Source organism: Ancylomarina subtilis (assembly GCF_004217115.1).
GTDB classification, from domain to species: Bacteria; Bacteroidota; Bacteroidia; order Bacteroidales; family Marinifilaceae; genus Ancylomarina; species Ancylomarina subtilis.
This window is the reverse complement of record NZ_SHKN01000001.1, coordinates 1,360,861-1,381,556: the sequence shown is the minus strand read 5'-3', so window position 1 is coordinate 1,381,556 and position 20,696 is coordinate 1,360,861. Positions and strand designations below refer to the sequence as shown.

General features: G+C 35.7%; 16 protein-coding genes. 8 read left to right on the top strand and 8 right to left on the bottom strand.

What is annotated here, in order from left to right:
• Positions 1-75: 75 nt before the first annotated feature.
• Entirely contained in the window at positions 76-2,139 is a 2,064-nt protein-coding gene (locus EV201_RS05585) for a BspA family leucine-rich repeat surface protein (RefSeq protein ID WP_130306414.1), read from the bottom strand.
• Positions 2,140-2,637: 498 nt separating this feature from the next.
• On the opposite strand from EV201_RS05585, the gene EV201_RS05580 reads away from it, so the two are divergent.
• From EV201_RS05580 to EV201_RS05575, 3 genes are read left to right on the top strand one after another with little or no spacing between them, the layout of a single operon-like run.
• Positions 2,638-4,062, top strand: a complete 1,425-nt coding sequence (locus EV201_RS05580) for a RapZ C-terminal domain-containing protein (RefSeq protein WP_130306412.1) — start codon at positions 2,638-2,640, stop codon at positions 4,060-4,062.
• 2 nt (positions 4,063-4,064) lie between these two features.
• Positions 4,065-4,217, top strand: coding sequence for a hypothetical protein (locus tag EV201_RS16360; RefSeq protein WP_165389597.1), 153 nt, complete (start codon positions 4,065-4,067; stop codon positions 4,215-4,217).
• Positions 4,210-4,935, top strand: coding sequence for a nucleotidyltransferase family protein (locus EV201_RS05575; protein ID WP_207224398.1), 726 nt, complete (start codon positions 4,210-4,212; stop codon positions 4,933-4,935). The genes EV201_RS16360 and EV201_RS05575 overlap by 8 nt, the downstream gene beginning before the upstream one ends.
• Before the next feature lie 52 nt (positions 4,936-4,987).
• Here the strand turns inward: EV201_RS05575 and EV201_RS05570 are convergent, their stop codons facing one another.
• The 3 genes from EV201_RS05570 to EV201_RS05560 form a co-directional block, all read right to left on the bottom strand.
• Positions 4,988-8,041, bottom strand: coding sequence for an ATP-binding cassette domain-containing protein (locus tag EV201_RS05570; protein WP_130306410.1), 3,054 nt, complete (start codon positions 8,039-8,041; stop codon positions 4,988-4,990).
• Between the two features lie 36 nt (positions 8,042-8,077).
• Positions 8,078-8,491: a hypothetical protein gene (locus tag EV201_RS05565; protein WP_130306408.1), complete on the bottom strand. Its 414-nt coding sequence runs from the start codon at positions 8,489-8,491 to the stop codon at positions 8,078-8,080.
• Positions 8,492-8,555: 64 nt separating this feature from the next.
• Positions 8,556-9,494, bottom strand: coding sequence for a hypothetical protein (locus tag EV201_RS05560; protein WP_130306406.1), 939 nt, complete (start codon positions 9,492-9,494; stop codon positions 8,556-8,558).
• 133 nt (positions 9,495-9,627) lie between these two features.
• On the opposite strand from EV201_RS05560, the gene EV201_RS05555 reads away from it, so the two are divergent.
• Both EV201_RS05555 and EV201_RS05550 read left to right on the top strand, forming a co-directional pair.
• Positions 9,628-11,781 carry a S9 family peptidase gene (locus tag EV201_RS05555; RefSeq protein ID WP_130306404.1) on the top strand — a complete coding sequence of 718 codons (2,154 nt, stop codon included), beginning with the start codon at positions 9,628-9,630 and terminating at the stop codon, positions 11,779-11,781.
• A gap of 124 nt (positions 11,782-11,905) precedes the next feature.
• On the top strand, positions 11,906-13,237 hold the full coding sequence (locus tag EV201_RS05550; protein ID WP_165389596.1) for an MATE family efflux transporter: 1,332 nt from the start codon (positions 11,906-11,908) through the stop codon (positions 13,235-13,237).
• A gap of 30 nt (positions 13,238-13,267) precedes the next feature.
• Here EV201_RS05550 and EV201_RS05545 read toward each other — a convergent pair whose 3' ends face one another.
• The 4 genes from EV201_RS05545 to EV201_RS05530 all read right to left on the bottom strand — a co-directional run bounded on the left by EV201_RS05545 (position 13,268) and on the right by EV201_RS05530 (position 17,044).
• Positions 13,268-15,325, bottom strand: a complete 2,058-nt coding sequence (locus tag EV201_RS05545; RefSeq protein ID WP_130306400.1) for a BamA/TamA family outer membrane protein — start codon at positions 15,323-15,325, stop codon at positions 13,268-13,270.
• Entirely contained in the window at positions 15,255-15,704 is a 450-nt protein-coding gene (locus EV201_RS05540; RefSeq protein WP_130306399.1) for a hypothetical protein, read from the bottom strand. Before EV201_RS05540 ends, EV201_RS05545 begins: the two co-directional genes overlap by 71 nt.
• A 147-nt stretch (positions 15,705-15,851) precedes the next feature.
• Positions 15,852-16,433 carry a peroxiredoxin-like family protein gene (locus EV201_RS05535; protein WP_130306397.1) on the bottom strand — a complete coding sequence of 194 codons (582 nt, stop codon included), beginning with the start codon at positions 16,431-16,433 and terminating at the stop codon, positions 15,852-15,854.
• Positions 16,434-16,630: 197 nt separating this feature from the next.
• Positions 16,631-17,044, bottom strand: a complete 414-nt coding sequence (locus EV201_RS05530) for an OsmC family protein (RefSeq protein ID WP_130306395.1) — start codon at positions 17,042-17,044, stop codon at positions 16,631-16,633.
• 345 nt (positions 17,045-17,389) lie between these two features.
• Here EV201_RS05530 and EV201_RS05525 point away from each other — a divergent pair, with 345 nt between their 5' ends.
• From EV201_RS05525 to EV201_RS05515, 3 genes are all read left to right on the top strand, one after another.
• Positions 17,390-18,823 carry an ADP-dependent glucokinase/phosphofructokinase gene (locus EV201_RS05525; RefSeq protein WP_130306393.1) on the top strand — a complete coding sequence of 478 codons (1,434 nt, stop codon included), beginning with the start codon at positions 17,390-17,392 and terminating at the stop codon, positions 18,821-18,823.
• A gap of 674 nt (positions 18,824-19,497) precedes the next feature.
• Positions 19,498-19,785 (top strand): citrate lyase acyl carrier protein, encoded by a 288-nt coding sequence (gene citD, locus EV201_RS05520; protein WP_129254520.1) that lies wholly within the window; start codon positions 19,498-19,500, stop codon positions 19,783-19,785.
• A complete protein-coding gene (locus EV201_RS05515) occupies positions 19,785-20,681 on the top strand; it encodes an HpcH/HpaI aldolase/citrate lyase family protein (protein WP_130306391.1) in 897 nt (298 codons plus the stop codon). The genes citD and EV201_RS05515 overlap by 1 nt, the downstream gene beginning before the upstream one ends.
• Positions 20,682-20,696 lie beyond the last annotated feature (15 nt).

Genomic DNA, 20,696 nt, shown 5'->3' with positions numbered 1-20,696 from the left:
TTTACGAGATTGTTATGGAATACTTGAATTTTAATTGAGTTAAGATATTAACAATTTATATTTGCGTTCTCCTAATTATGGAAAGTTTGGTTTCCAAGCTGAGTTTGTCCAAGCACTTGCTCCAACATCGAAATGATCACTATTTGTTACCTGTGAAACGTCCCAACTGCTAAGGTCTTGGTTAAATGCACTTGCCTCATAAAACATATAAGACATACTTTTAATAGCTGACACATCCCAACTGCTAATATCTCCGTTAAATGCACTTGCGTCTATAAACATAAAACTTGTGTTTGTCACAGCTGATATATTCCATTCGTTAAGGTTTTGGTTAAACACACTTGCCCCAGAAAACATTGATTCCATGGTTGTAACAGCTGATACATCCCAATTGCTAATGTCTTGGTTAAATATCGTTGCATATGAAAACATTGCAGACATATCTGTAACACCTGCCACATCCCAATTGCTAATATCCTGGTTAAATGCACTTGCTTTCATAAACATTCTATACATATTGGTAACTGTTGACACATCCCAACTGCTGAGATCTTTGTTGAATGCACTTGCCTCAGAGAACATACCTTGCATATCTATAACGGCTGATACATTCCAATTGCTAAGGTCTTGATTAAATACACTTGCTTTAGAAAACATATAACTCATATCTGTAACAGCGGACACATCCCAATTGCTAATGTCTTGGTTAAATGCTGATGTATATGCAAACATTACACTCATATCTGTAACATTTGATACATCCCAATTGCTAATATCCTTGTTAAATGCATCTGCCTGATAAAACATCCAATTCATATCTGTAATATTTGACACATCCCAATTGCTAATGTCTCCGTTAAATTTTTTTGCATAAAAAAACATATAAGACATATTTAAAGTTCCCTCTAGGTTGGGAGTGTTAGTTGCACTAAAGCCTGTTAGGTTAAAACAGTCTTTGAAATAAGCTCCCTTGTTACCAAATCTAAATTCTTCACCCCACTGAGTAATATCAATAATAGCATTAGGTGTTCCATTTATCCCAGAATCATAAAAACTAAATCCTTCTATTTGTCCTGTTATGCTAACTGTATATTCTCCTACCTTAATATAGCTATGTGATTTCTCTGAAGCATTCCAGTCAGTAATATAATCTGAACGACCATCTCCCCAGTTTACTGTAAAGTCATAAACTCCATCATCAACTAATGGCAGTTCTATTTCTTCGTTTGCTTTTGTGGTCTTCCATACAGAGATGAAAGGAATAGTCTCAATAACATTAATTACATAGGTTTTTGTTGTGCCATCTTCTGCTGTAACGGTATAATTAACAGGTTTTGTGAAGTCTATTGCTGTGCCACTTGCTGGGCTTATTGTTGCATTTTCAGAAATTGCAATAATGGGCGTTAATGTTAAATTTGTACCCATAGGTACTTTTGCTGTTATGGTGCTGCCTGTTTCATCAATGGTGGCACTTACTTTAGGATTAAGTCCCTCGAAGATAAAAGATGAGATTGCCTTTTCATCATTTGCACCTAATATTACCGTAACGATATAGGTTTTTGTTGTGCCATCTTCTGCTGTAAGCGTATAGGTAACAGGTTTTGTGAAATCTTTTGCGGTGTTACTTTCTGGGTTTATTGTTGCATTTGCAGAAATGATGATGGTGGGAGTTAATGTTGTTACATCTGTATCAAAAGGTACTTTTGCACTTATGGTGGCATTCGTTTCATTTATGGTGGCACTTACAATAGGACTAAGTTCTTCGAAGGTAAAAGACGAAATTGTTTTCTCATCATTTGCACCTAATGTTACCGTAAACACATAAGTTTTTGTTGTGCCATCTTCTGCCGTAACTGTATAGTTAACAGGTTTTGTAAAGTCAGTTGCTACATTGCTTGCTGGGCTTACCTTTGCTCTGGTAGAAATGATGATAGTAGGTATTAGTGTCTTTATATTTGTACCAAAAGGAAGTTCAGCTGTTATAGTGCCGTCTGTTTCGTTAATAGTGGCAGCTACATTAGGGGTAAGTTCTTCAAAGGTAAAACTGGTAATTTCTTTTTGGTCAGAATATTCATTTTTCTTTTTACAGGCAGAAAATAACACTGCAATAAGCAGGCTTATAAAAATGATTTGTTTCATAATTATTTTAAGTTTCAAGTAGTTTAAGTATATGTGTATATAGTTATTTAGGTTTAATTAAGGCCGTCGAATTCTATTGTTTTAAAAATATTATGCAAATGAAATGATAAAAAATAACGATCAATATAAAAGATCATTTTTTTTTTGAAAACTATTTTACCAGGAGCTATAATTAGACAGTCTACTTCATGGTTGAGGTGTTTATAGTTAATGTGACAAGTCAATATTAGACGATATTGATAATGTGTATGCTGATTTAATTCAAAAAACAAAGTGATATAATAGTGTTTTATCCTAAAGAGAATAGTGAACGTGTTTTAAATGCATAAGTCCTGTATTATATCATATAAATAGTGGTACTCAACGGTTTTACTATTTTGGCTGTTTTGTGTACATTTACACAATAAATTTTGGGGTACGTTTACCTTGGAGAAAGATGAAAAGCATTTTTATAAACTGTTTTAATCTATATGCTTCGATAAAAAAATATTATCCTTTATGAAGAAAAATATAGAACAAAGTATCGTCAATCTTTTTGAAGAATCTAGGGGTGATCAGCTTGTGAGAACCGAACTGATTCCTCCATCGGGTTCCTACCGTCAGTATATTCGCTTAATTGGGGAGAAAGAGACAGTGATGGGCGTTTATAATGCCGATAAAAAGGAAAATAATGCCTTTATTACTTTTAGTCGTCATTTTAAATCGAAAGGTTTACCTGTACCAACGATTTTGGCTGTAGATGATTCTCAGGATATTTATTTGCAGGATGATTTTGGGGATACCATGCTCTTCGATTACATCCAGGACGAGCGTGAAGGTGATCATTTCCCGGATTCACTTATTCTTATCCTGAAAAAAACAATTAAAGAATTAATTCGTTTCCAGATAGAAGGTGGTAAGGGCTTAGATTATTCTAAGGCTTATCCAAGGGCTGCTTTTGATAAGCAATCTATGATGTGGGATCTGAATTATTTTAAATATTATTTTCTGAAACTGGCCAAAGTGCCCTTTGATGAGCAATTGCTTGAGGATGATTATTTGAAGTTCACAGATTATTTGTTGCAAGCCCCTGATGACTATTTCCTTTATAGAGATTTTCAATCGAGAAATGTCATGTTAAAGGATGGTGAGCCCAAATTTATCGATTATCAGGGAGGACGAAAAGGTGCCTTGCCATACGATTTGGCATCGCTCTTATACGATGCTAAGGCTGATTTTCCTCAGACAGTTCGTGATGAACTTTTAGCTTATTATCTGGACGAATTGAGTTCGTATAAGCAAGTGGATATAAAAGCGTTTAAAACCTATTATTATGGCTATGTTTTGATACGCAAGATGCAAGCTATGGGGGCTTTTGGTTTTAGAGGCTTTTATGAGAAGAAAGTGCATTTTCTACAATCAATACCTTATGCTTTAAGAGATTTAAGAGAAGTGTTGCCGCATTTAAATTTCTCTGTTAAACTTCCTGAGTTATTAGCTGCACTGAATAGGGTGTGTGAATCAGAATTTTTAAATTCAGTTGGTCTTGTTGACGATGATAAGCTGAAGGTCTCAATTCAGAGCTTTTCATATCGAAGAGGATTTTCGGCAAATGGTTTTGTTTTTGATTGTCGTATGATTGATGATCCTGTTGATGATAACCGTTTTGAGGAAAATCATTTTAAGCCTGAGTTTCTATCTTCATTCTTCACCGAAGGGACGGGCATGCCTGCATTTCTGAAATCGGTTTGTCATACTGTGGATTTTGCAATTGAAAGGTCAAAAAAACAGAATGCAAAACAGATGGAAGTTAGTTTCGGTTGCGTTGGAGGTCAACACAGATCGGTGTATGCAGCAGAATATCTGGCTAAATATATTGAGGGGAAATACGATATTGAAATTGATCTTAAACATCTTGAACCAGGGAGTGTAAAGACTTTGTAGCAATGGGGAAGAAGCGTTGTAAATTATCGAAAACAGAATATGCTGATAAGCTATGCAAAGGTGGTGCAAAGTATGTTTGTAAAAAATGTGCGCGTGTTGCTAAAAATGTGAAAAAGCTTTGCGATGCAAAAGAAATAAAAAGACAACATGATTAATGCGATGATATTTGCTGCGGGTCTTGGTACACGCTTGCAACACTATACTAAGAATTGCCCTAAAGCTTTGGTTAAACTCAATGGGAAACCTCTTTTAGAGCATTGCATTTTAAAGATGAAAGATTTTGGTGTGGACAGAATTGTGATCAATGTCCACCATTTTGCCGATCAAATTGAGGACTTTTTAGAATCGAATGAAAATTTTGGTCTGGATATCCGAATTTCTGATGAGAGGGACCTTCTCTTGGATACCGGGGGTGCAATTAAAAAGGCAGCGCCTTTATTTATTCCTAATGCTCCCATCTTAATTTACAATGTAGATGTGCTGAGTTCTTTAGATTTGGGAGATCTTTTATCGGCTCACAAGCAGAATCAAGCATTGGCAACTTTGAATTTAATTGATAAAAAAACGGATAGGTATCTGTGTTTTAATCATGACGGTTTGTTGTGTGCATGGAAAAATGATGCGACTCATGAAGAAAAAATAGTGAATGTCAGTCATTTGAATTCTAAAGCTTATAGTTTTTCAGGCATTCATATTATTGAATCAGAATTATTAGATCTGATTGAAGAGGAGGGTGTTTTTTCCGTCATAGATTTGTATTTGCGTTTAGCAAAAAGTCATAGAATAGCTGGCTTTCACGATTCATCTGATTTGTGGATGGATCTTGGTAAGCCGGAAGAATTGTTGAAGGCCGAAACACTTATGAAAAAATAGGACTCTGGAACAAAAAGAAAAATCCATTCATTACTGAATGGATTTTTTTTGTTTAGGTTAGTTTTAAAACGATTCGACGTTCGAGCGAGTTTAAAAAGCGTTTAAATAATCCAAAATACAAAACGAAATAGAGGGAAATAGTCATCAACCAGATAATGGTGATATTGACCCAATACGTATCGAATTCCCGATTAAATATCTTTTTCCTGGGGGCATAAAAATGCGCTTTTAAAAAGGAACTACCGCCATCTCTGAAGACCGGATCAATTCGTTGATACAATCGATCCTCATATTCGACAATACGTTCTATATCATTGCTGTTTTTTACAAATTCGGTTAATCTGTCATTATCGTAAGACTTTTTCATATTAACGAAACTCTCTTTATCAGGGAATTTGCTTTGTAAGGCAAGAAGCTCTTCGTCTTTTTTCTTGTTAGCAGCATTATAAAGCATGATGTAATGACGGTTCAGGTCGTTAAGGTACATCTTGACCTCTTTTAAAAGAACCATGTTCGTTGGGTTTCGATCTAAAAGATCAAGCTTTTTAAACTCGATAGGAAGTGAATGCGCTTTAAGTTCATTATAAATCAAACTCAGATTTGAGTTGTATTTTTCATCGACATTTCCTTTTCTTAAGATTTTCTCACAATCGCTAAGTTTATTTTTTAGGATGGGCAGCCAATAGTTTTTCTTATAATCAGCCTGGCTCATGATTTTGTCAAATAGATAGAAATGTTTTTCGTATTCATTTGCTGTAAATTGCTCAACGGCTAATGCTTCATAAGCCCATCTGGCCGTAATAATTTCACCATACCAAGGTATTCTGTTGGGATGAGAAATATTCGGGTTGATCTTGTCGAATTTAACAATAACACCACTTAAAATAAGTTGTGGAATTAGTATAAATGGGATTAAAATATAGATGTTTATGACTGTTTTAAAGCTATCAGAAATAACTAAGCCTAGCATGTTGGCAAAACACCACGAGCTAAATAAAACCAGCCAGTAGGTAAAATACATGCCTTTTATCTCGAGTATCGAGTTGCCAATGATAACAAATATAAAGGCTTGGAATGCTGACACTGAAAAAAGAATAACAACCTTTGATAAAAAATAACTTGCCGGACTTAAGTTGAGAAAACGTTCTCTTTTTAGAATTTTTCGGTCCTTAATAATTTCTTCTGCACTTATAGTCAAGCCTATAAATAAAGCAACAATCACCGACATAAAAAGGTAAACAGGAATATTACTGTTATTGCTAAATGTGTATCCAAGTTGATTGGCTTTATCGATATTATAGAATTTTATAATATAGGATAAGATAAATGCCAGAAGGGGTGTCTCGAAGAAATTTATAAGCAGGTATTGTTTATTAGCTAATTTCGATATGATATCTCGTTTGACAAATACACTAAATTGTTTAAACTGTTTAGGTACTTTAAAACTGATAGGAGGTAATTCTGTTGCATCTTCAATATGTTTTTGGGCGATATCACTCTCTTTGAATCTTTTATCCCATTGCTCTGGTCTGACTTTGCGGGTTTGTGTTGGAATCCCGTACTCATCAAGCACCTCAGATTCAACCATATTGAAAATTTGGTCGGCATCGATATTACCACAAACTTCACATTCGTTACCGCTACGGTTAGCTTGTTGTGTTTCTGATTTAAAGTAGGTGATGGCATCAAGAGGGTTGCCATTGAAAATCATATATCCGCCTAAATCAAGAAAGAGAAGACGGTCAAACATCTTAAATGTTTCGCTTGAGGGTTGATGAACAACAACAAAGATTAACTTACCTTTTAAAGCTAAGTTTTTAAGGAGATCCATAATTTTAGATGAGTCTCGTGATGATAAGCCAGATGTAGGCTCATCGAGAAAAAGAACAGCAGGTTCTCTAATTAGCTCAAGGGCAATGTTTAATCGTTTACGTTGGCCACCACTGATTTTTTTATCAAGTGGATTTCCTACTTTTAAATTTCGTGCATCATATAGGCCTAAATCATTCAGAACTTTATAAACAAGTCTGATGAGTTTGAAAGAAGAATACTTATCGAAACAGAGTTTTGCATTAAAATAGAGGTTTTCAAAAACAGTCAGTGAATCAATAAGAAGGTCATCTTGAGAGACATGCCCGATAACCCCTTCTATGGATTCTTTATCACTGTATATATCATGACCATTTATTAAGACTTGCCCTTTCTGCGGGGATAATGATCCATTTAAGATATTCAGAAGTGTTGTTTTACCGGCACCACTTGAGCCCATAATTCCAACCATTTTTCCGGATTCCTCCTTAAACGAATGTTGGTGAACACCCTGATCATTTTCTTTATATCGAAATTCAATATCCTTAGCCTCGAAAACAACACGCTCGTTAATTGCTTCACGGTTGAATGTGCTTAAGATATCGCTAAAATAAATGGGCTCGATCCTGGGGTTGCGAACAGAAGAACCTTGAGTCAGAATATGAACACGTTCTGGTTTTAAAGCAAGCCCATTCATGTATAGCTCTTTAAGACCTTGGAAACGTATTACAAACATGTCGATTCTAACAAGTCGGAGAATTTTAATTTCTCCGGATATTCCTTCAGAATAGATATGTTCGCCTTCTCCCTTATGTTCCTTTTTGTTGTTAATTGTCAAAAGCCGATCAGATTCTTTGATTTTGTCAAAGTCTGAGAGCATAAAGTCTTGCAGCCTGATATAGCCATCGATAGGCAAATTAAAGGTGTCTGCAACCGTTTCGACGAATTCCTTTTCACCATCTGTAATTTCATCACTTTCCATAAGGAATTCAAGTAATTGAATAAGGATAATGATTTTCTGTCTGGCGACAAGTTCTTTATTCATTTCGCTGCAAATCCGAAGTACCCGGACTGAGCGAGACGAGATGACTTGCTTTCTTTTTGATCGCCTGTTGTTTCTGTCAACAGTATCTTGATAATAAGTGTTGTATAGGTTCAGATATTCCTGAGCGGAATCCTGATCTAGTTGGCGGTACAGATATTTGACAACCATTGCGCGTCGCTTTTCACCTGCACCTTCAGGGTGCGCAATGATCGCGAATAATTGCATTAGGGCTTTTAGAATTCTTTCGCTCATGAATTAAGAGGAATTTTTGGATCGTGCTTGGGGATATTACTGCTGGAAACCGATTAGCAATAGTATTGAACCCGGTTTTTGAGTCTTAGAAATGTATTGAGCTTTTATCGTACAATTTAGAGTGCTTGCAAATTCAAAATCCCAATATGGGGTTGATCCAAATTTTTTATTGGTGAATAAGAGATGATTCTCCTGATCGTAAACTGAGAATATAAGTTGACTATCTTCCTGATTGCTAACACCAGCAACTCTATAATGGTTACCTGAATAGAAGGTTGTATGAAATTCAGCTGATTCTCCAGAATTTAAATCGGCTTTGTATTCTTGACCATCAGAAACATAATTTGATTGAAGATACTTGCTGCATTCTACCATTAATGTATTGTCTTGTGCCAGACTGCTGAATGTTGTTGAGATGGTTATAAGAATAAAAAAGTATAATGTTTTCATTTTTTTTGAATTAAGTTGGATGAAGCCGTAATTGCGTCTTGTCGGGTTGCTTAGTCTTTAACTGTTATTGTGTGATAAACTTGTGTAGCTTATCAATCTTTTCTGTAATAACAGAAGTCAATTTAGGAGTGATAATTAGTTTGGACTTGCTATTGACAATGGTGAGTTTCTTTTTGGGGAAATCAATCGAAGGGATATATTCATATTCTTCAATAATTTCATCAAATGTATAGGCTAAATCAATTAAGTTCTCGATTAAGAATTTATAGTTTTCACTATTTTCTGCATATGGAACCAATAACTTAATTAGATTTTCCAAAGGTCTTTTTTGTTCAGCAATTCTTTGCATCAAGTCGGGATGCGGATTGTTTTTCATTTCTTGTGTAAGAACATATACCGATTCGATCCATCCCCCAGCAAGTATAAGAGCTCCGGTATCCTCGCGTTTATTGTTTTTTAGAAATTTATCAACATTTCTATACGTCTCAGATACGATTACCATCAACGAATCTCGGTTGTCAATGTTAGTTTCAATTCGATTAACCGTTTCCTGATTGAGAACTTTGTAGATTCCAAGATCTAAAGATAAAATTTTAAGAACAGCAAAATAGCTTGCTGCATCTTGTGTTTGCTGATAGATATTGATATAACCTAAATCGACACCATAAACACCAAAGTTGATTGCACGACTAAAATTTGTGACGTAGTCAGAGGCCTTGTTGGTGGTATTAAGTAATTCTTTATTGTATGAAATACCTGACTCATGTAAAATGAGTGAAATTTGATAAGGAGAAGGTAAACTAAATAGGATGTTGTTGAAATGGAAAATTGTTCCACTTTCATGTTCTGCCTTAACAGAAGAAGCAACAAGGTTTTCAATAAGTTTAACTTCATCTGTTGTCTTATCGGATGGTTTTCTAAGATAAAAAATTGAAGCTGCTACTATAATTATTAGAAATATAATTACAAGTCTGATGCGGTTCTTTGCGTGTGTTTTTGGCATTATGCTTTACGTATAAAATTATATGGCAATTTAAGAAGAAAATATTAGAAGTCAAATGTCCTTTTGTCGATTTTTAATACATTTGAGGGCTTAGTGAAAATACTATTAACAGCAAACTTAAAACTCAAAACAAATGAAAAAAAGACTCATTTTAGGAGCCATCTGTCTATTAGCTCTTTGTGATGTTTCTGTTTATGCTCAGGACAAAACCTTGAGTATGAAAGATGCTATAATTGGTCAGTGGCGCGACTTTTACCCGGAAACCATCTACCAATTAACATGGCGCGCTGATAAAAATGAATATAGCTTTATTGAGAAGAATTCAATTATGCTTGGAACACCGAAAGGGGAAGCCAGACAAATCCTGAGTCTGGACGAGTTAAATACAGCACTTTCGGCTAGTTCACTAGATAAAGCAGATAGGATTCCTGCCTTTACATGGCTTGATGCTAATACCATTCAGTTTTGGATGAAATCGAGTTTATTGCGTTATAAGTTTATTGAGAAAAAAGCTGAGCTTGTTTTAAATTCAGAACCTAAAGCAGAAAATAAAACATTTTGTGAAGCGAATAACAAGTTGGCATATACCTTAGAGAACAATCTTTATATTATAGATGGTAAAGGAACTGCAGTTGCTGTTACAGAGGATAGCGATAAAAACTTTGTGAATGGGCAAAGTGTGAGTAGAAATGAGTATGGAATTGATGGTGGAATCTTTTGGTCACCCCAAGGGGAGTCTTTGGCTTTCTATCGGAAAGATGAGAGCCATGTGACAGATTTCCCATTGGTTGATATTAATACCCGTGTTGGTGAGTTGAGAGAAATCAAATACCCAATGGCAGGTATGCGTTCTGAAATTGTGTCAGTAGGTGTTTATAATTTAAAAACGGCCAAAACCCTTTGGTTGAAGGTAAATGACTTTGGAAAAGAAAGGTATTTAACTAATGTAAGCTGGGGAGCAGCTGGTAAATATATTTATATTCAGGTGCTAAACAGAGCTTCAGATCATATGAAGCTTAACAAATACGATGCAACAACAGGTGAGTTGGTTAAGACTTTATTGGAGGAAAAAGATGATCGTTGGGTTGAACCGCAACACAAGCTTACCTTTTTGAAAAGTAAACCTAATCAGTTTATTTATCAGTCTAATACAGCAGGTTATAATCACCTGTTTCTGTATGATGCTAATGGTAAGTTGATCAAGCAACTCACATCCGGAGACTGGATGGTTACTCAGATTTTGGGTTTTGACAAAGCTGAAAAGAACTTGTTTTATGAGTCAACTGAGGTGAGTCCCATTGAGCGTCATGTTTATAAATTAAATATGAAGACGGGTAAGCGCACTCAATTGACTAAAGCCCAAGGTTATCATAGCGTAAAAATGAGTCAGTCAGGAGCTTATTTTATTGATAATTACAGTAGCTTAAATGTTCCTCGCGTCATCAACATTGCTGACGGCAAAGGAAAAGTTGTGAAAAATTTGGTTACTGCTGAAAACAAACTTAAAGATTATAATTTGGGTGAGATTTCTTTGGGAACAATAAAGTCTGCTGATGATAAAACTGACTTATATTACAGACTGGTTAAACCTGCAAATTTTGATCCTGCAAAGAAATATCCGGTAGTTGTCTATGTTTATGGAGGTCCTCACGCTCAGTTGGTAACCGACAGATGGTTAGGCGGAGCTCGTTTATGGGAAGAGTATATGGCTCAGCATGGTTATGTCGTTTTTACTCTTGATAACAGAGGATCGGCCAATCGAGGTAAAGAATTCGAAGCAATTATTCACCGTCAGTGTGGGCAGCCTGAAATGGCAGATCAAATGAAAGGAGTTGAGTTTTTGAAATCACAAACTTATGTGGATGCGGATCGTATTGGTGTTCATGGATGGAGCTATGGTGGTTTTATGACCATTTCGTTGATTACAAATTACCCGGATGTGTTTAAAGTTGCTGTTGCCGGAGGTCCGGTAATCGATTGGAAGTGGTATGAGGTGATGTATGGCGAACGTTATATGGATACACCAAGTGAGAACCCTGATGGTTATGCTAAAGTTTCTTTATTAAATAAGGCAAAAGATTTAAAAGGTAAACTATTAATCTGTCAGGGTGCAATCGACAAAACAGTCTTGTGGCAGCACAGTTTGAATTTTATCAGAGAATGTATCAAGAACAATGTTCAGGTTGATTATTTCCCTTATCCACGAGCAGAACACAATGTTAGAGGAATGGATCGAATTCACTTGAAACAGAAAGTCAGTAATTATTTTGATGACTATTTGAAATAGAATAGTTCAGGCAAATCACAAAGGCTCACTTTCATGTTGTAAAGTGGGCCTTTTTCTTTTTATTGGAGTTTGTAAATTTTAGTTTTGGTCTTACATTTGGCTGAAATATTTAACACAAGAAGAGTTGAAAACAAAAATAGATTCTAAAAGCATCTGGACGATAGCTTATCCCATTATATTAGGTAGTGTGGCGCAGAATATCATATCTGTGACCGATACAGCTTTTCTGGGGCATTTGAGTGAAACGGCTCTGGGAGCTGCTGCTATTGCAACCATCTTTTACTTTGCAATTGTTATGCTAGTTTGGGGATTCGGTTTGGGTACTCAAATTGTAATTGCCAGACGGGTAGGGGAGCAAAATTATACTTTGGTGGGTAAAACTTTTATCCATGCGTTTTATTTTTTAATGTTCTCTGGAGTTCTTTTGTTTGGTTTCATGGAATTTCAATCGCCTTCTCTTCTCAAGTGGATGGTTAGTTCTGATGCTATCTTTCAGGCGAGTAATGATTATATTTCTTATCGCGCCTGGGGGATTTTGTTTGCCTGTGTCAACCTTTTGTTTCGGGCGTTTTATATTGGAATTGCTAAAACTAAGGTGATTAGTTGGAGCACAGGAGTGATGGCTGTTGTGAATGTCTTTTTTGATTATGCCTTAATATTTGGAAATTTTGGCTTGCCCGAGATGGGAATTAAAGGAGCTGCTTTAGCTTCGGTGTTTGCTGAATTCACAGCGATGATTTTCTTTATTGTCTTTACATTGAGGAAAATCCCTATTGCCCATTATGATCTGTTTCACTTCTGTAAGATCGACTGGCCCTTGTTTTCGAGGTTGATAAAAGTATCATTTCCTATCATGATTCAGAACTTTTTGGCTCTTTCGTGTTGGTTTGTTTTTTTTATTTTGGTTGAGAGAATGGGGGAGCACGAGCTGGCAATTTCTAATATTATTCGAAGTATCTATGTCTTACTAATGGTGCCTGTTTGGGCCTTTGGTTCTGCAGTGAATACGCTCGTTAGTCAGGTTATTGGCGAAGGATTTCCTGATAAAGTAATGTTGATTATTTGGCGAACTATAAAGTTGTCTTTTTTATCCGTTTTTGCATTGGTTGGGATTTCGATTTTTATTCCGGACCTGATTATATCAATTTATACTGATAATGCTTTATTGATTGAGCATACCCGTCCTGTTGTGTACGTTGTATTTGGTGCATCGCTTTTGTTTCCAATTGCGATTACTTTATTTCATGGTATTTCAGGAACAGGACGTACGTTTCATGCGATGCTTGTTGAAGTTGTTGTTCTTACATTTTATTTAGGAGCAGTTTATGTTCTGACACAAGTGTTACAGGTTTCTGTATCAGAAGTCTGGTTGTCAGAATATTTCTATGCAATATTTCTGGGGACTGCATCTCTTTTATATCTCAAATATGCAAAGTGGCGGGGAAGTGTTGTTTAATCTTAAGTCCTTGAATTGAGAGTGAAAGGTTTATTCAAAATCGATAATTTTGGGACCTTTGACATTAAAATTATTGAAATTGGGGCGATCTTCTCCTGATATTCCATACTGGGGACTTGTAAAGTCGCTTGGAGCCTTGGGGTAAAGAGCAAAACGTAATTCGATTGTTTTAAATACCAGATTTTCGTTGTTTAAACGAATCCCCAAGCCCAAACCATAATATGCTTTATTTTTTAAAGGATGGTTCTGATTGCTACCGATAGTGCCTACATCGAGGAAATTGAAAAATGCAAGTCGAAATCCTGCAAGCATAAAGGGTGTGAATGTCATGTTTTCAAGTTTTAAGGTCAACCTTTGAGTCCCGATAGCTTGGAGACTGGAGAAGCCGCGAATCCCTGTATCGGTGTTAAAAGTTATGAATTCTTCGGGGAAACGACGAATTCCCAGACTGTAGTTCAGTTCGATAAAGTTACGTAAGCGATATCGACCTGTTTTTCGAAGGCGACTGATGTACCTGTTTTGAAGAATGAAATTGCCTTGTTCAAAATGATTTTTATCAAAATATCCCCCTAGAGCAAACCTTGTGAAAAAATAACTTTTTGCTTTGTAGAAATGGGTGGCTCTCTGGTATTCAAAAGCGAAATACTTTCGGGAGGAGAATTCATTGTCCTCAAAACCACCGGTTACTTGCATCATGTATCCGTATGGAATATCCTCTGTGCGACCAAAATTGTAGATTAAATTTGATTTAAAGTACTGAACTTGATTAAGAGTTAAGCTGCTTAAATAGGTTCTTTTGTTGTGAAAAAAACGATTGATATCGGCTGTAACTTCGGGGCGTCTTGAGAAATTTATTGATGTATAACCTAGTGTTGAGAATAGCCTCTTTTTTGCAAGTTTCTTTTTAGAATTGAGTTTGAAAGCCCGTCCTATCCAGCTCGAAGCGTAATCAAAATCAAGGGGTTCTTTGTTTAATATCGGGTCGTTCGATTTGATTTTGCTTGAATGTCTGGTTCTTGATAGTGATAAGCCTCCGGCATATTGAGTTAAGAAGGTTTCGAATTTTTTTTCGAGGTTTAAACCGACAAATGAACTTTTATAATTGTCCCTAAAACTGATGTTGGCGCTTATATGTGTGTTTTTTATATTTTGAACGCCATAGCTGGCCAAATAGCCCCAGGTTTTACTTTTGCTGGAGTTGTATTCAAAGCCGGATTTAATTTCATGGCCTCTTCCGAATAAATTTTGGTTGTACAGTTCCAGTGAGCTTGAGGAAAAAGAGCCGATGTCTAAATCAAAGCCCCAGGAGAACTGATCTTTGACCAATAGATAAAGGTCAACTAATTCTGATGAGCCCATTACCGGAATGATAATAATCTGGGCATCTTTGATGTATGATAGTCTACGAATTAATCGTTCATTATCTGCCGTATTATAGGCGTCAATAGTATCCCCTTCTTTAATGTATAGAAGTTTTTTTATGTGTCCCCGACTACTTGTATTGTGGAGTTTGTTAGCGGTTTTCTCAAGCCAAATACGTGTTTTTTGAAGGCTGTCAAGAAAGTTGGGCTTAAATGGAGGTATCACATCAACAATAATTTTATTGATGCGTTTCCCTTCGTATGGTAAAAATACTTCACCACTTTGTTCTCTCGTTTTAGTACTTATTTTCTCGTTTTTACTGGGGGTGACAAAGAATAGATTATAAAGTTCTTTGGTGATGTTGTTTTTGTAGGCTTTCGATTTTAGATTCTTGTAAAATGTTTGACCTTTTTTTAGACTATCCTGTTGTAAATTTTCTTCAATTGTATCAATATATATATATGTTCTTGCTGTGTTTCTTGTGAAGAACCCAGAATTTGATTTTGAAGTTGTGGATAATTGCGCATGAACATCCAACCAATTCAAAGAAATCAGTAGAATCAGAATAGTATATAGTATGCTCCGTTTTATCTTGTAGAATCTTGATTTGTTTTTTCTAAAGATAATAAAAATGAGGAATGGGAATATATCTGTTTTAAACTTTTGAATCGACCACTTTTTTGTGAATTTCATCAAGTTGTTCAGCTGTCCATTGCCATTTGTCATCTGAACGAATTTCGCCTATAAGTTGCTTTTTATTGAAGAATTCAAGAGTGGTGACAGAACTGCCAAGTCCAAAGCGTTTAGGCCCCAGTCTTGTATTCAGGTTTTCTAAAGGAACGATTTCTGTTCCCTTTATAGCAATCAGACTAAAATATGAGAATTGAAACTCGCTTTTATCTGCATCCCAATCGATTTGATAGATGATTCGATTACGTTTTATCGATAGCAAAAGAATAAAAATTAGAATCAGGGTTGTTTCATATACCAAATTGATTCCATTGAAGATGATGAGCAAAAGTTGAATGATTAAGAATAGGCTTAATTCACTTTTGATTCTTTTCCAAAGCGAGAAATCGCTATTGAGAGGGGTGTAGCTTGTCATGTTCTATTTTTTTGCATAGTTAATTCTTTTATCTGAATGCTCAATTGTTAAGCGATGTTTTTTGTAGCATTAAATTCTTCTAAAGAAAAAAAATCCCTTACCTGTAAGGTAAAGGATATTATATGATTCAGGTAAGGATACAAATCGTTATAAGTGCTTTATTATATCTTTTGCAGATGATCTGTTTTTGTAATTGGGATCGTACTGAATGTATTTAATCTTTCCATCTTTACCAATCACAAAAGTTGCCGGAACGGGAAGTGTTTGGCTTTCGTTGCCGTTTGCTTCAATTAAATCAATTCCATAATTTTTGTATTTTTTCTGTAAGTTTTCAGCTAATATAAAATCGACTCCAAAGGCTTTCATTATGGAGTTGTCTTTATCCCAAAGGATGGGAAAGTCGGCTTTTGTTTTCTCTATAGTTTTATCGATATTTTCTGTTTTCTCAGGCGTGATGGCTATAAGTTGAGCACCAGCCTTTTTGAAATCTACCAGATGATCTTGTAATTCACTCAAATGACGATTGCAGTATGGACACCATTGTCCTCTGTAGAAAACAACAATTAATTCATTTTCTTTTAAGATATCACGACTTTTTATCTCTATGTCATTCTGATCGTGGGCCTTAAATTGAGGCGCTACCTGTCCAACCAATAAGGTGCTTTCAGTTTTTTGAGCGGAGGTATTCATATAGAATGCTGCTAAAAAAATAAACAATATATGTTTCATGTCTCTTATTTTAAATTCATAAAGATGTTGAAAGTGAAAGAGGCCAACTCTCTTTCGTTTCAGTAAAAATATAAAATAAAAGACTGACGTGTCTCATTTTTGGTGTTTCTAATTGTTAATGCTGTGTTAAAGATCAAAAAAAAACATCCCTCACCAATTGAGGTGAGGGATGTTTATGATGTTTCAATACGTATGAATTATGCATTTTGTAGTCGCATAATTTTGTAAGTAGTGTTGACTCCGGCTTGGTGGAACAGAACACCTACCGGACACATTTTTAATGTTTTTTGCAAACAGGATTCAATTTTCTCATCGCTAGCTTCAGATTCTACTCTAAGCTCCACCTCAACATCAGTAAAGGTTGCTGCACCATCTTTTTGGTGACCAATGGCATCCACTTCAAGGGCAGTGAATTCGAATCTCATTTTTTTTGATACAATATTAAAAATTGTATTGACACATCCCGAATAGCTCATCAGGCAAAGCTCAAATGCTGTAGGACCTAAATCCTGTCCACCTTTTGCTTCTGGTAAATCAACAATTGTTTCGTGTCCTCTGTTATCAGTAATTACTGAAGATATGCCTTGTGTCCAAGTTGTTGTTGCTTTCATTTATTTAAATTTTATACGGCCAGGTTTTAGTTAGCCATTTGTTTTTGAATGTTAGATCATTTATACGGCTACAAATATATTTAAATATCCAAATATATGTAGATGTAATTGGGTGTTTTTTAACATTTCGTTTTATCATGGCATTTTTACTTTGATAAATTATGTGCGAGTGTCATTCAGTATATCTATTTCAAACCTTTGCAACGATTTTTATTTGCTTTTTATTATGAATTTTTAAGAAACACTCCTAAATTGTATTTCTTTGCCTACATCAAACTTCTGGACGTTAACTGTAATTCACAATGATGGGTTAGAGTTGACTATAATAAAAACTAAATTATTGGCATGTCATACAGCGATTTAAAAGAAAAATGGTTATCGCATTATAAAACGGCACCAGCTCAACTTGAGAAAATGGGACAAGTTAAAGGTCTTATTAGTGCTTTTAATGCAAATGTGGATGCAGTGATTAAAATCAATGGGAAATTTATTGAGAAAATCATTGAGGATAATAAATTAGACCTAACTAAAATTGTTGGTGAAGGGGAAAATTGTGTTCTAACCAATGAGGATGCAATTCGTGGATTTTTACAATGTTTCCAAGCGGGAAAAGCTGAAGAATGGTTGATTGAGGATAAAGCCGTATTCAATTGGTTGAATGAAACAATTGGTTACGATAAGCTTCAAATGGGCGGTCAAGGCGGCATTGTGGCCAATGTGATGGCAGTCTGTGGTGTGGATTCAGTTTATGTGCATTGTGCATCATCTCCTAAGGAGCAGTCTCAGCTTTTTTTAGATTTGGATAACCTCCTAACTGTAGATGAAAATGGAGATGTGGCTCAGGCCTCTAAGGTCGATCGGAAAAATGATCTGCCTTTAATTCACTGGATTATCGAATTTGATAAGGGTGACTCTATTACTTTAGATGGAAAAGTTTACACATGTCCTAAGGCAAACCGATTCATAGCAACATACGATCCGTTAAATTTTAAACTGCATATCGATGAGCATTTTTCTAAGAAGATGTCTCAGCCAGATGTAAATTCGGAATATATTATACTTTCTGGCTATCAGATGCTTCATGAAACCTTGAAAGATGGGAGTAAAGGTGCTGAAAAAATCGATGCATCGAAGGCAATGATAAGCGAATGGCGAAAATCCTGTCCTGAAAATTTATTGCACCTTGAAGTTGCGTCAACGCAGGATAAGGCGGTACGCAAGCACCTGATTGATTCATTGGGTAGGAGTGTTGATAGCTTAGGATTTAATGAGCGTGAATTAATTGATATTCTTGAAGTCATTGGGGAAGAGGAGTTGGCTGCAAAATGTGAGGCGAATGTGAATGCTGAGAATATGTTTGAAGGAATGCTGAAAATATATGAATACACACAGTGTCCTCGTATGCAGCTGCATATGTTTGGTTTATATTTAACATTACAAAGAAAAGGCTTTAAAGTGAGTCCTATTCAAAACAGAGGTGGTATGCAATTGGCAGCTACGGTTGCTGCTGCGAAAGCCGGAACGGGTGCGATTAATACGAAGGATGTATTGTTGTGGGCTCAAGGGCATCGGGTTTCTGATGTTGGTCTCAATGAATTAAATCATCTTCAGAATCTTGTGACAGAAAAATATGGTCAAAACAACTTGCTTGAAACAGGTCTTTTCGAAAACGAGTCTATCGAGATTATTGCTGTTCCTACAATTTTGATTGAAAAACCCGTTACCTTGGTTGGAATGGGAGACACAATATCTTCAGTATCTCTGGTTGGAGCAAGATAAGATTTGCTTGTATTAAAAAACTGAAAGCTATTCCTATTGGGATAGCTTTTTTTATATGCTTATTTTTTTTTGTTCTTAATTGTTAAAAATGTTGAAAAGTTTTTAGCAAACGTTTGCAATATTTCAAAATGAAAAGCTATATTGCACACGCTTTTGAAAAAAGGGGCCACCCGAAATCAAAGCAAACTCTTATACTAACCGATAAGATCTCACTAACCACTAATCCACAAGGAATCCTACAGGCCACTGTGGGATTTTTTTTGCTTTTATTCCCTCTATTCAAATCTAGTTTTGTAATTTGCTGAAGTTTATTGCTGATTATCAGTTTGTTCGCATATTGTCAATCATCTGTTTTTCAATGAGTGGGATGTTACGATTTATATTCTGAATACACATAATAAAGAATTATATCTTTAATCTGTTTTATAACACTTTTACTTAACCAAAAAATTGTCGAAAGTCCTTTGATATTTTTTGAAAGACTGCAACATTTGTACACAGAAAATCAGTTAAGAATTTGAATTAAAATCAGCTAAAGAAAGATTGGACTTATGGCTAATTTATATTTCAGATTCACATGATTTTATTTAGGTTTATGCACTAACAAATAAGATTCTATTTGCGATTTGTAAGTTGATTCGCAAGTAGATAATAACAACTAACGATACAAAATAATGACACCTAAGTTTAAAGCTCAAGCTGGAACTTTTGAATCAAGCGACATTATGGTTCTTATTGAACCGGTTGCCGAAGGGTCTGGAAGACAGGTTGACATTTCTTCAACTGTAATGTTGCAGTTCGAAGAAGATCTAAAAACATGCATCAATCAGGTTTTAGATGTAATGGAAATCGAAAATGTGCACCTTATTGCTAAGGATAAAGGCGCATTAACACCAACCATTAAGGCGAGAGTTGAAACCGCTGTTAAACGTTCTTTAGGTATTCAGGAGGGTACATTGTAATGGCTAAGAAGAAAAGAAGATCAATGTTGTATATTCCGGGTAATAATCCGGCAATGATTCAACAAGCGGGTGTTTATGGCTGTGATGCTGTATTACTTGATTTGGAAGATGCGGTTGCATTAAACCAAAAAGATGCTGCTCGTATTTTGGTACGTAGCATGCTTGAAACTGTAAATTTTTACGACACTGAAGTTTGTGTTCGTGTCAATAATCTGCAAACGCCATTTGGTTTAGCCGATTTGGAGGAGATTGTGCCGATGCAACCTGATAACATTCGTTTTCCAAAAACAGAATCGGTTCAGGATGTTAAAGATTTCATGAAGGAAGTTCGACGCATCGAAAAAGAGCATGGTATCAAAGATCCTAAAATGACCATTCATGTGATGATCGAAACGGCAAAAGGTGTTGCTAATGTATATGAGATTGCAGCTTGTGAGCCTCGTATTGATGCAATTACAATTGGTGGGCAGGATTTAACGGCTGATATGGGGATTGTGAAAACACCTGATGGAGCTGGAATCGACTATGCTCGTAAGCGAATTGTGATGGCGGGTAAGGCTAATAATTTAGATGTATTGGATACCGTTTTTGCTGATGTGAATGATGATGAAGGTCTTAAAGAAGAGACTGAATACATCAAGAAATTAGGTTTTGCAGGAAAGGCATTGATTAATCCACGTCAGGTTGATCCTGTTCATGAGGTATTCAATCCTAGCGAAAATGAAATTCGTAAAGCTTACCGTGTGTATTCTGAATTTTATAAGAATACAAAAGCGGGCATTGGTGTTTTTGCTATCGATGGTAAAATGATTGATGCTCCTGTTGTTCAGCGAGCAATCACCGTTTTGGAATACGCCAATATCGATATCAAGGATATTGAAAAGAGTTTAGACTAGTCAATTTACAAGCAA

What these genes read in the sequence shown, in the direction of transcription:
- EV201_RS05515 (WP_130306391.1), top strand. Translation starts at nt 19,785, where the DNA reads ATGGCTAAGAAGAAAAGAAGATCAATGTTGTATATTCCGGGTAATAAT.
- EV201_RS05560 (WP_130306406.1), bottom strand. Translation starts at nt 9,494, where the DNA reads ATGCCAAAAACACACGCAAAGAACCGCATCAGACTTGTAATTATATTT.
- EV201_RS05530 (WP_130306395.1), bottom strand. Translation starts at nt 17,044, where the DNA reads ATGAAAGCAACAACAACTTGGACACAAGGCATATCTTCAGTAATTACT.
- EV201_RS05525 (WP_130306393.1), top strand. Translation starts at nt 17,390, where the DNA reads ATGTCATACAGCGATTTAAAAGAAAAATGGTTATCGCATTATAAAACG.
- EV201_RS05565 (WP_130306408.1), bottom strand. Translation starts at nt 8,491, where the DNA reads ATGAAAACATTATACTTTTTTATTCTTATAACCATCTCAACAACATTC.
- EV201_RS05580 (WP_130306412.1), top strand. Translation starts at nt 2,638, where the DNA reads ATGAAGAAAAATATAGAACAAAGTATCGTCAATCTTTTTGAAGAATCT.
- citD (WP_129254520.1), top strand. Translation starts at nt 19,498, where the DNA reads ATGACACCTAAGTTTAAAGCTCAAGCTGGAACTTTTGAATCAAGCGAC.
- EV201_RS05570 (WP_130306410.1), bottom strand. Translation starts at nt 8,041, where the DNA reads ATGAGCGAAAGAATTCTAAAAGCCCTAATGCAATTATTCGCGATCATT.
- EV201_RS05575 (WP_207224398.1), top strand. Translation starts at nt 4,210, where the DNA reads ATGATTAATGCGATGATATTTGCTGCGGGTCTTGGTACACGCTTGCAA.
- EV201_RS05540 (WP_130306399.1), bottom strand. Translation starts at nt 15,704, where the DNA reads ATGACAAGCTACACCCCTCTCAATAGCGATTTCTCGCTTTGGAAAAGA.
- EV201_RS05535 (WP_130306397.1), bottom strand. Translation starts at nt 16,433, where the DNA reads ATGAAACATATATTGTTTATTTTTTTAGCAGCATTCTATATGAATACC.
- EV201_RS05555 (WP_130306404.1), top strand. Translation starts at nt 9,628, where the DNA reads ATGAAAAAAAGACTCATTTTAGGAGCCATCTGTCTATTAGCTCTTTGT.
- EV201_RS05585 (WP_130306414.1), bottom strand. Translation starts at nt 2,139, where the DNA reads ATGAAACAAATCATTTTTATAAGCCTGCTTATTGCAGTGTTATTTTCT.
- EV201_RS16360 (WP_165389597.1), top strand. Translation starts at nt 4,065, where the DNA reads ATGGGGAAGAAGCGTTGTAAATTATCGAAAACAGAATATGCTGATAAG.
- EV201_RS05545 (WP_130306400.1), bottom strand. Translation starts at nt 15,325, where the DNA reads ATGACAAATGGCAATGGACAGCTGAACAACTTGATGAAATTCACAAAA.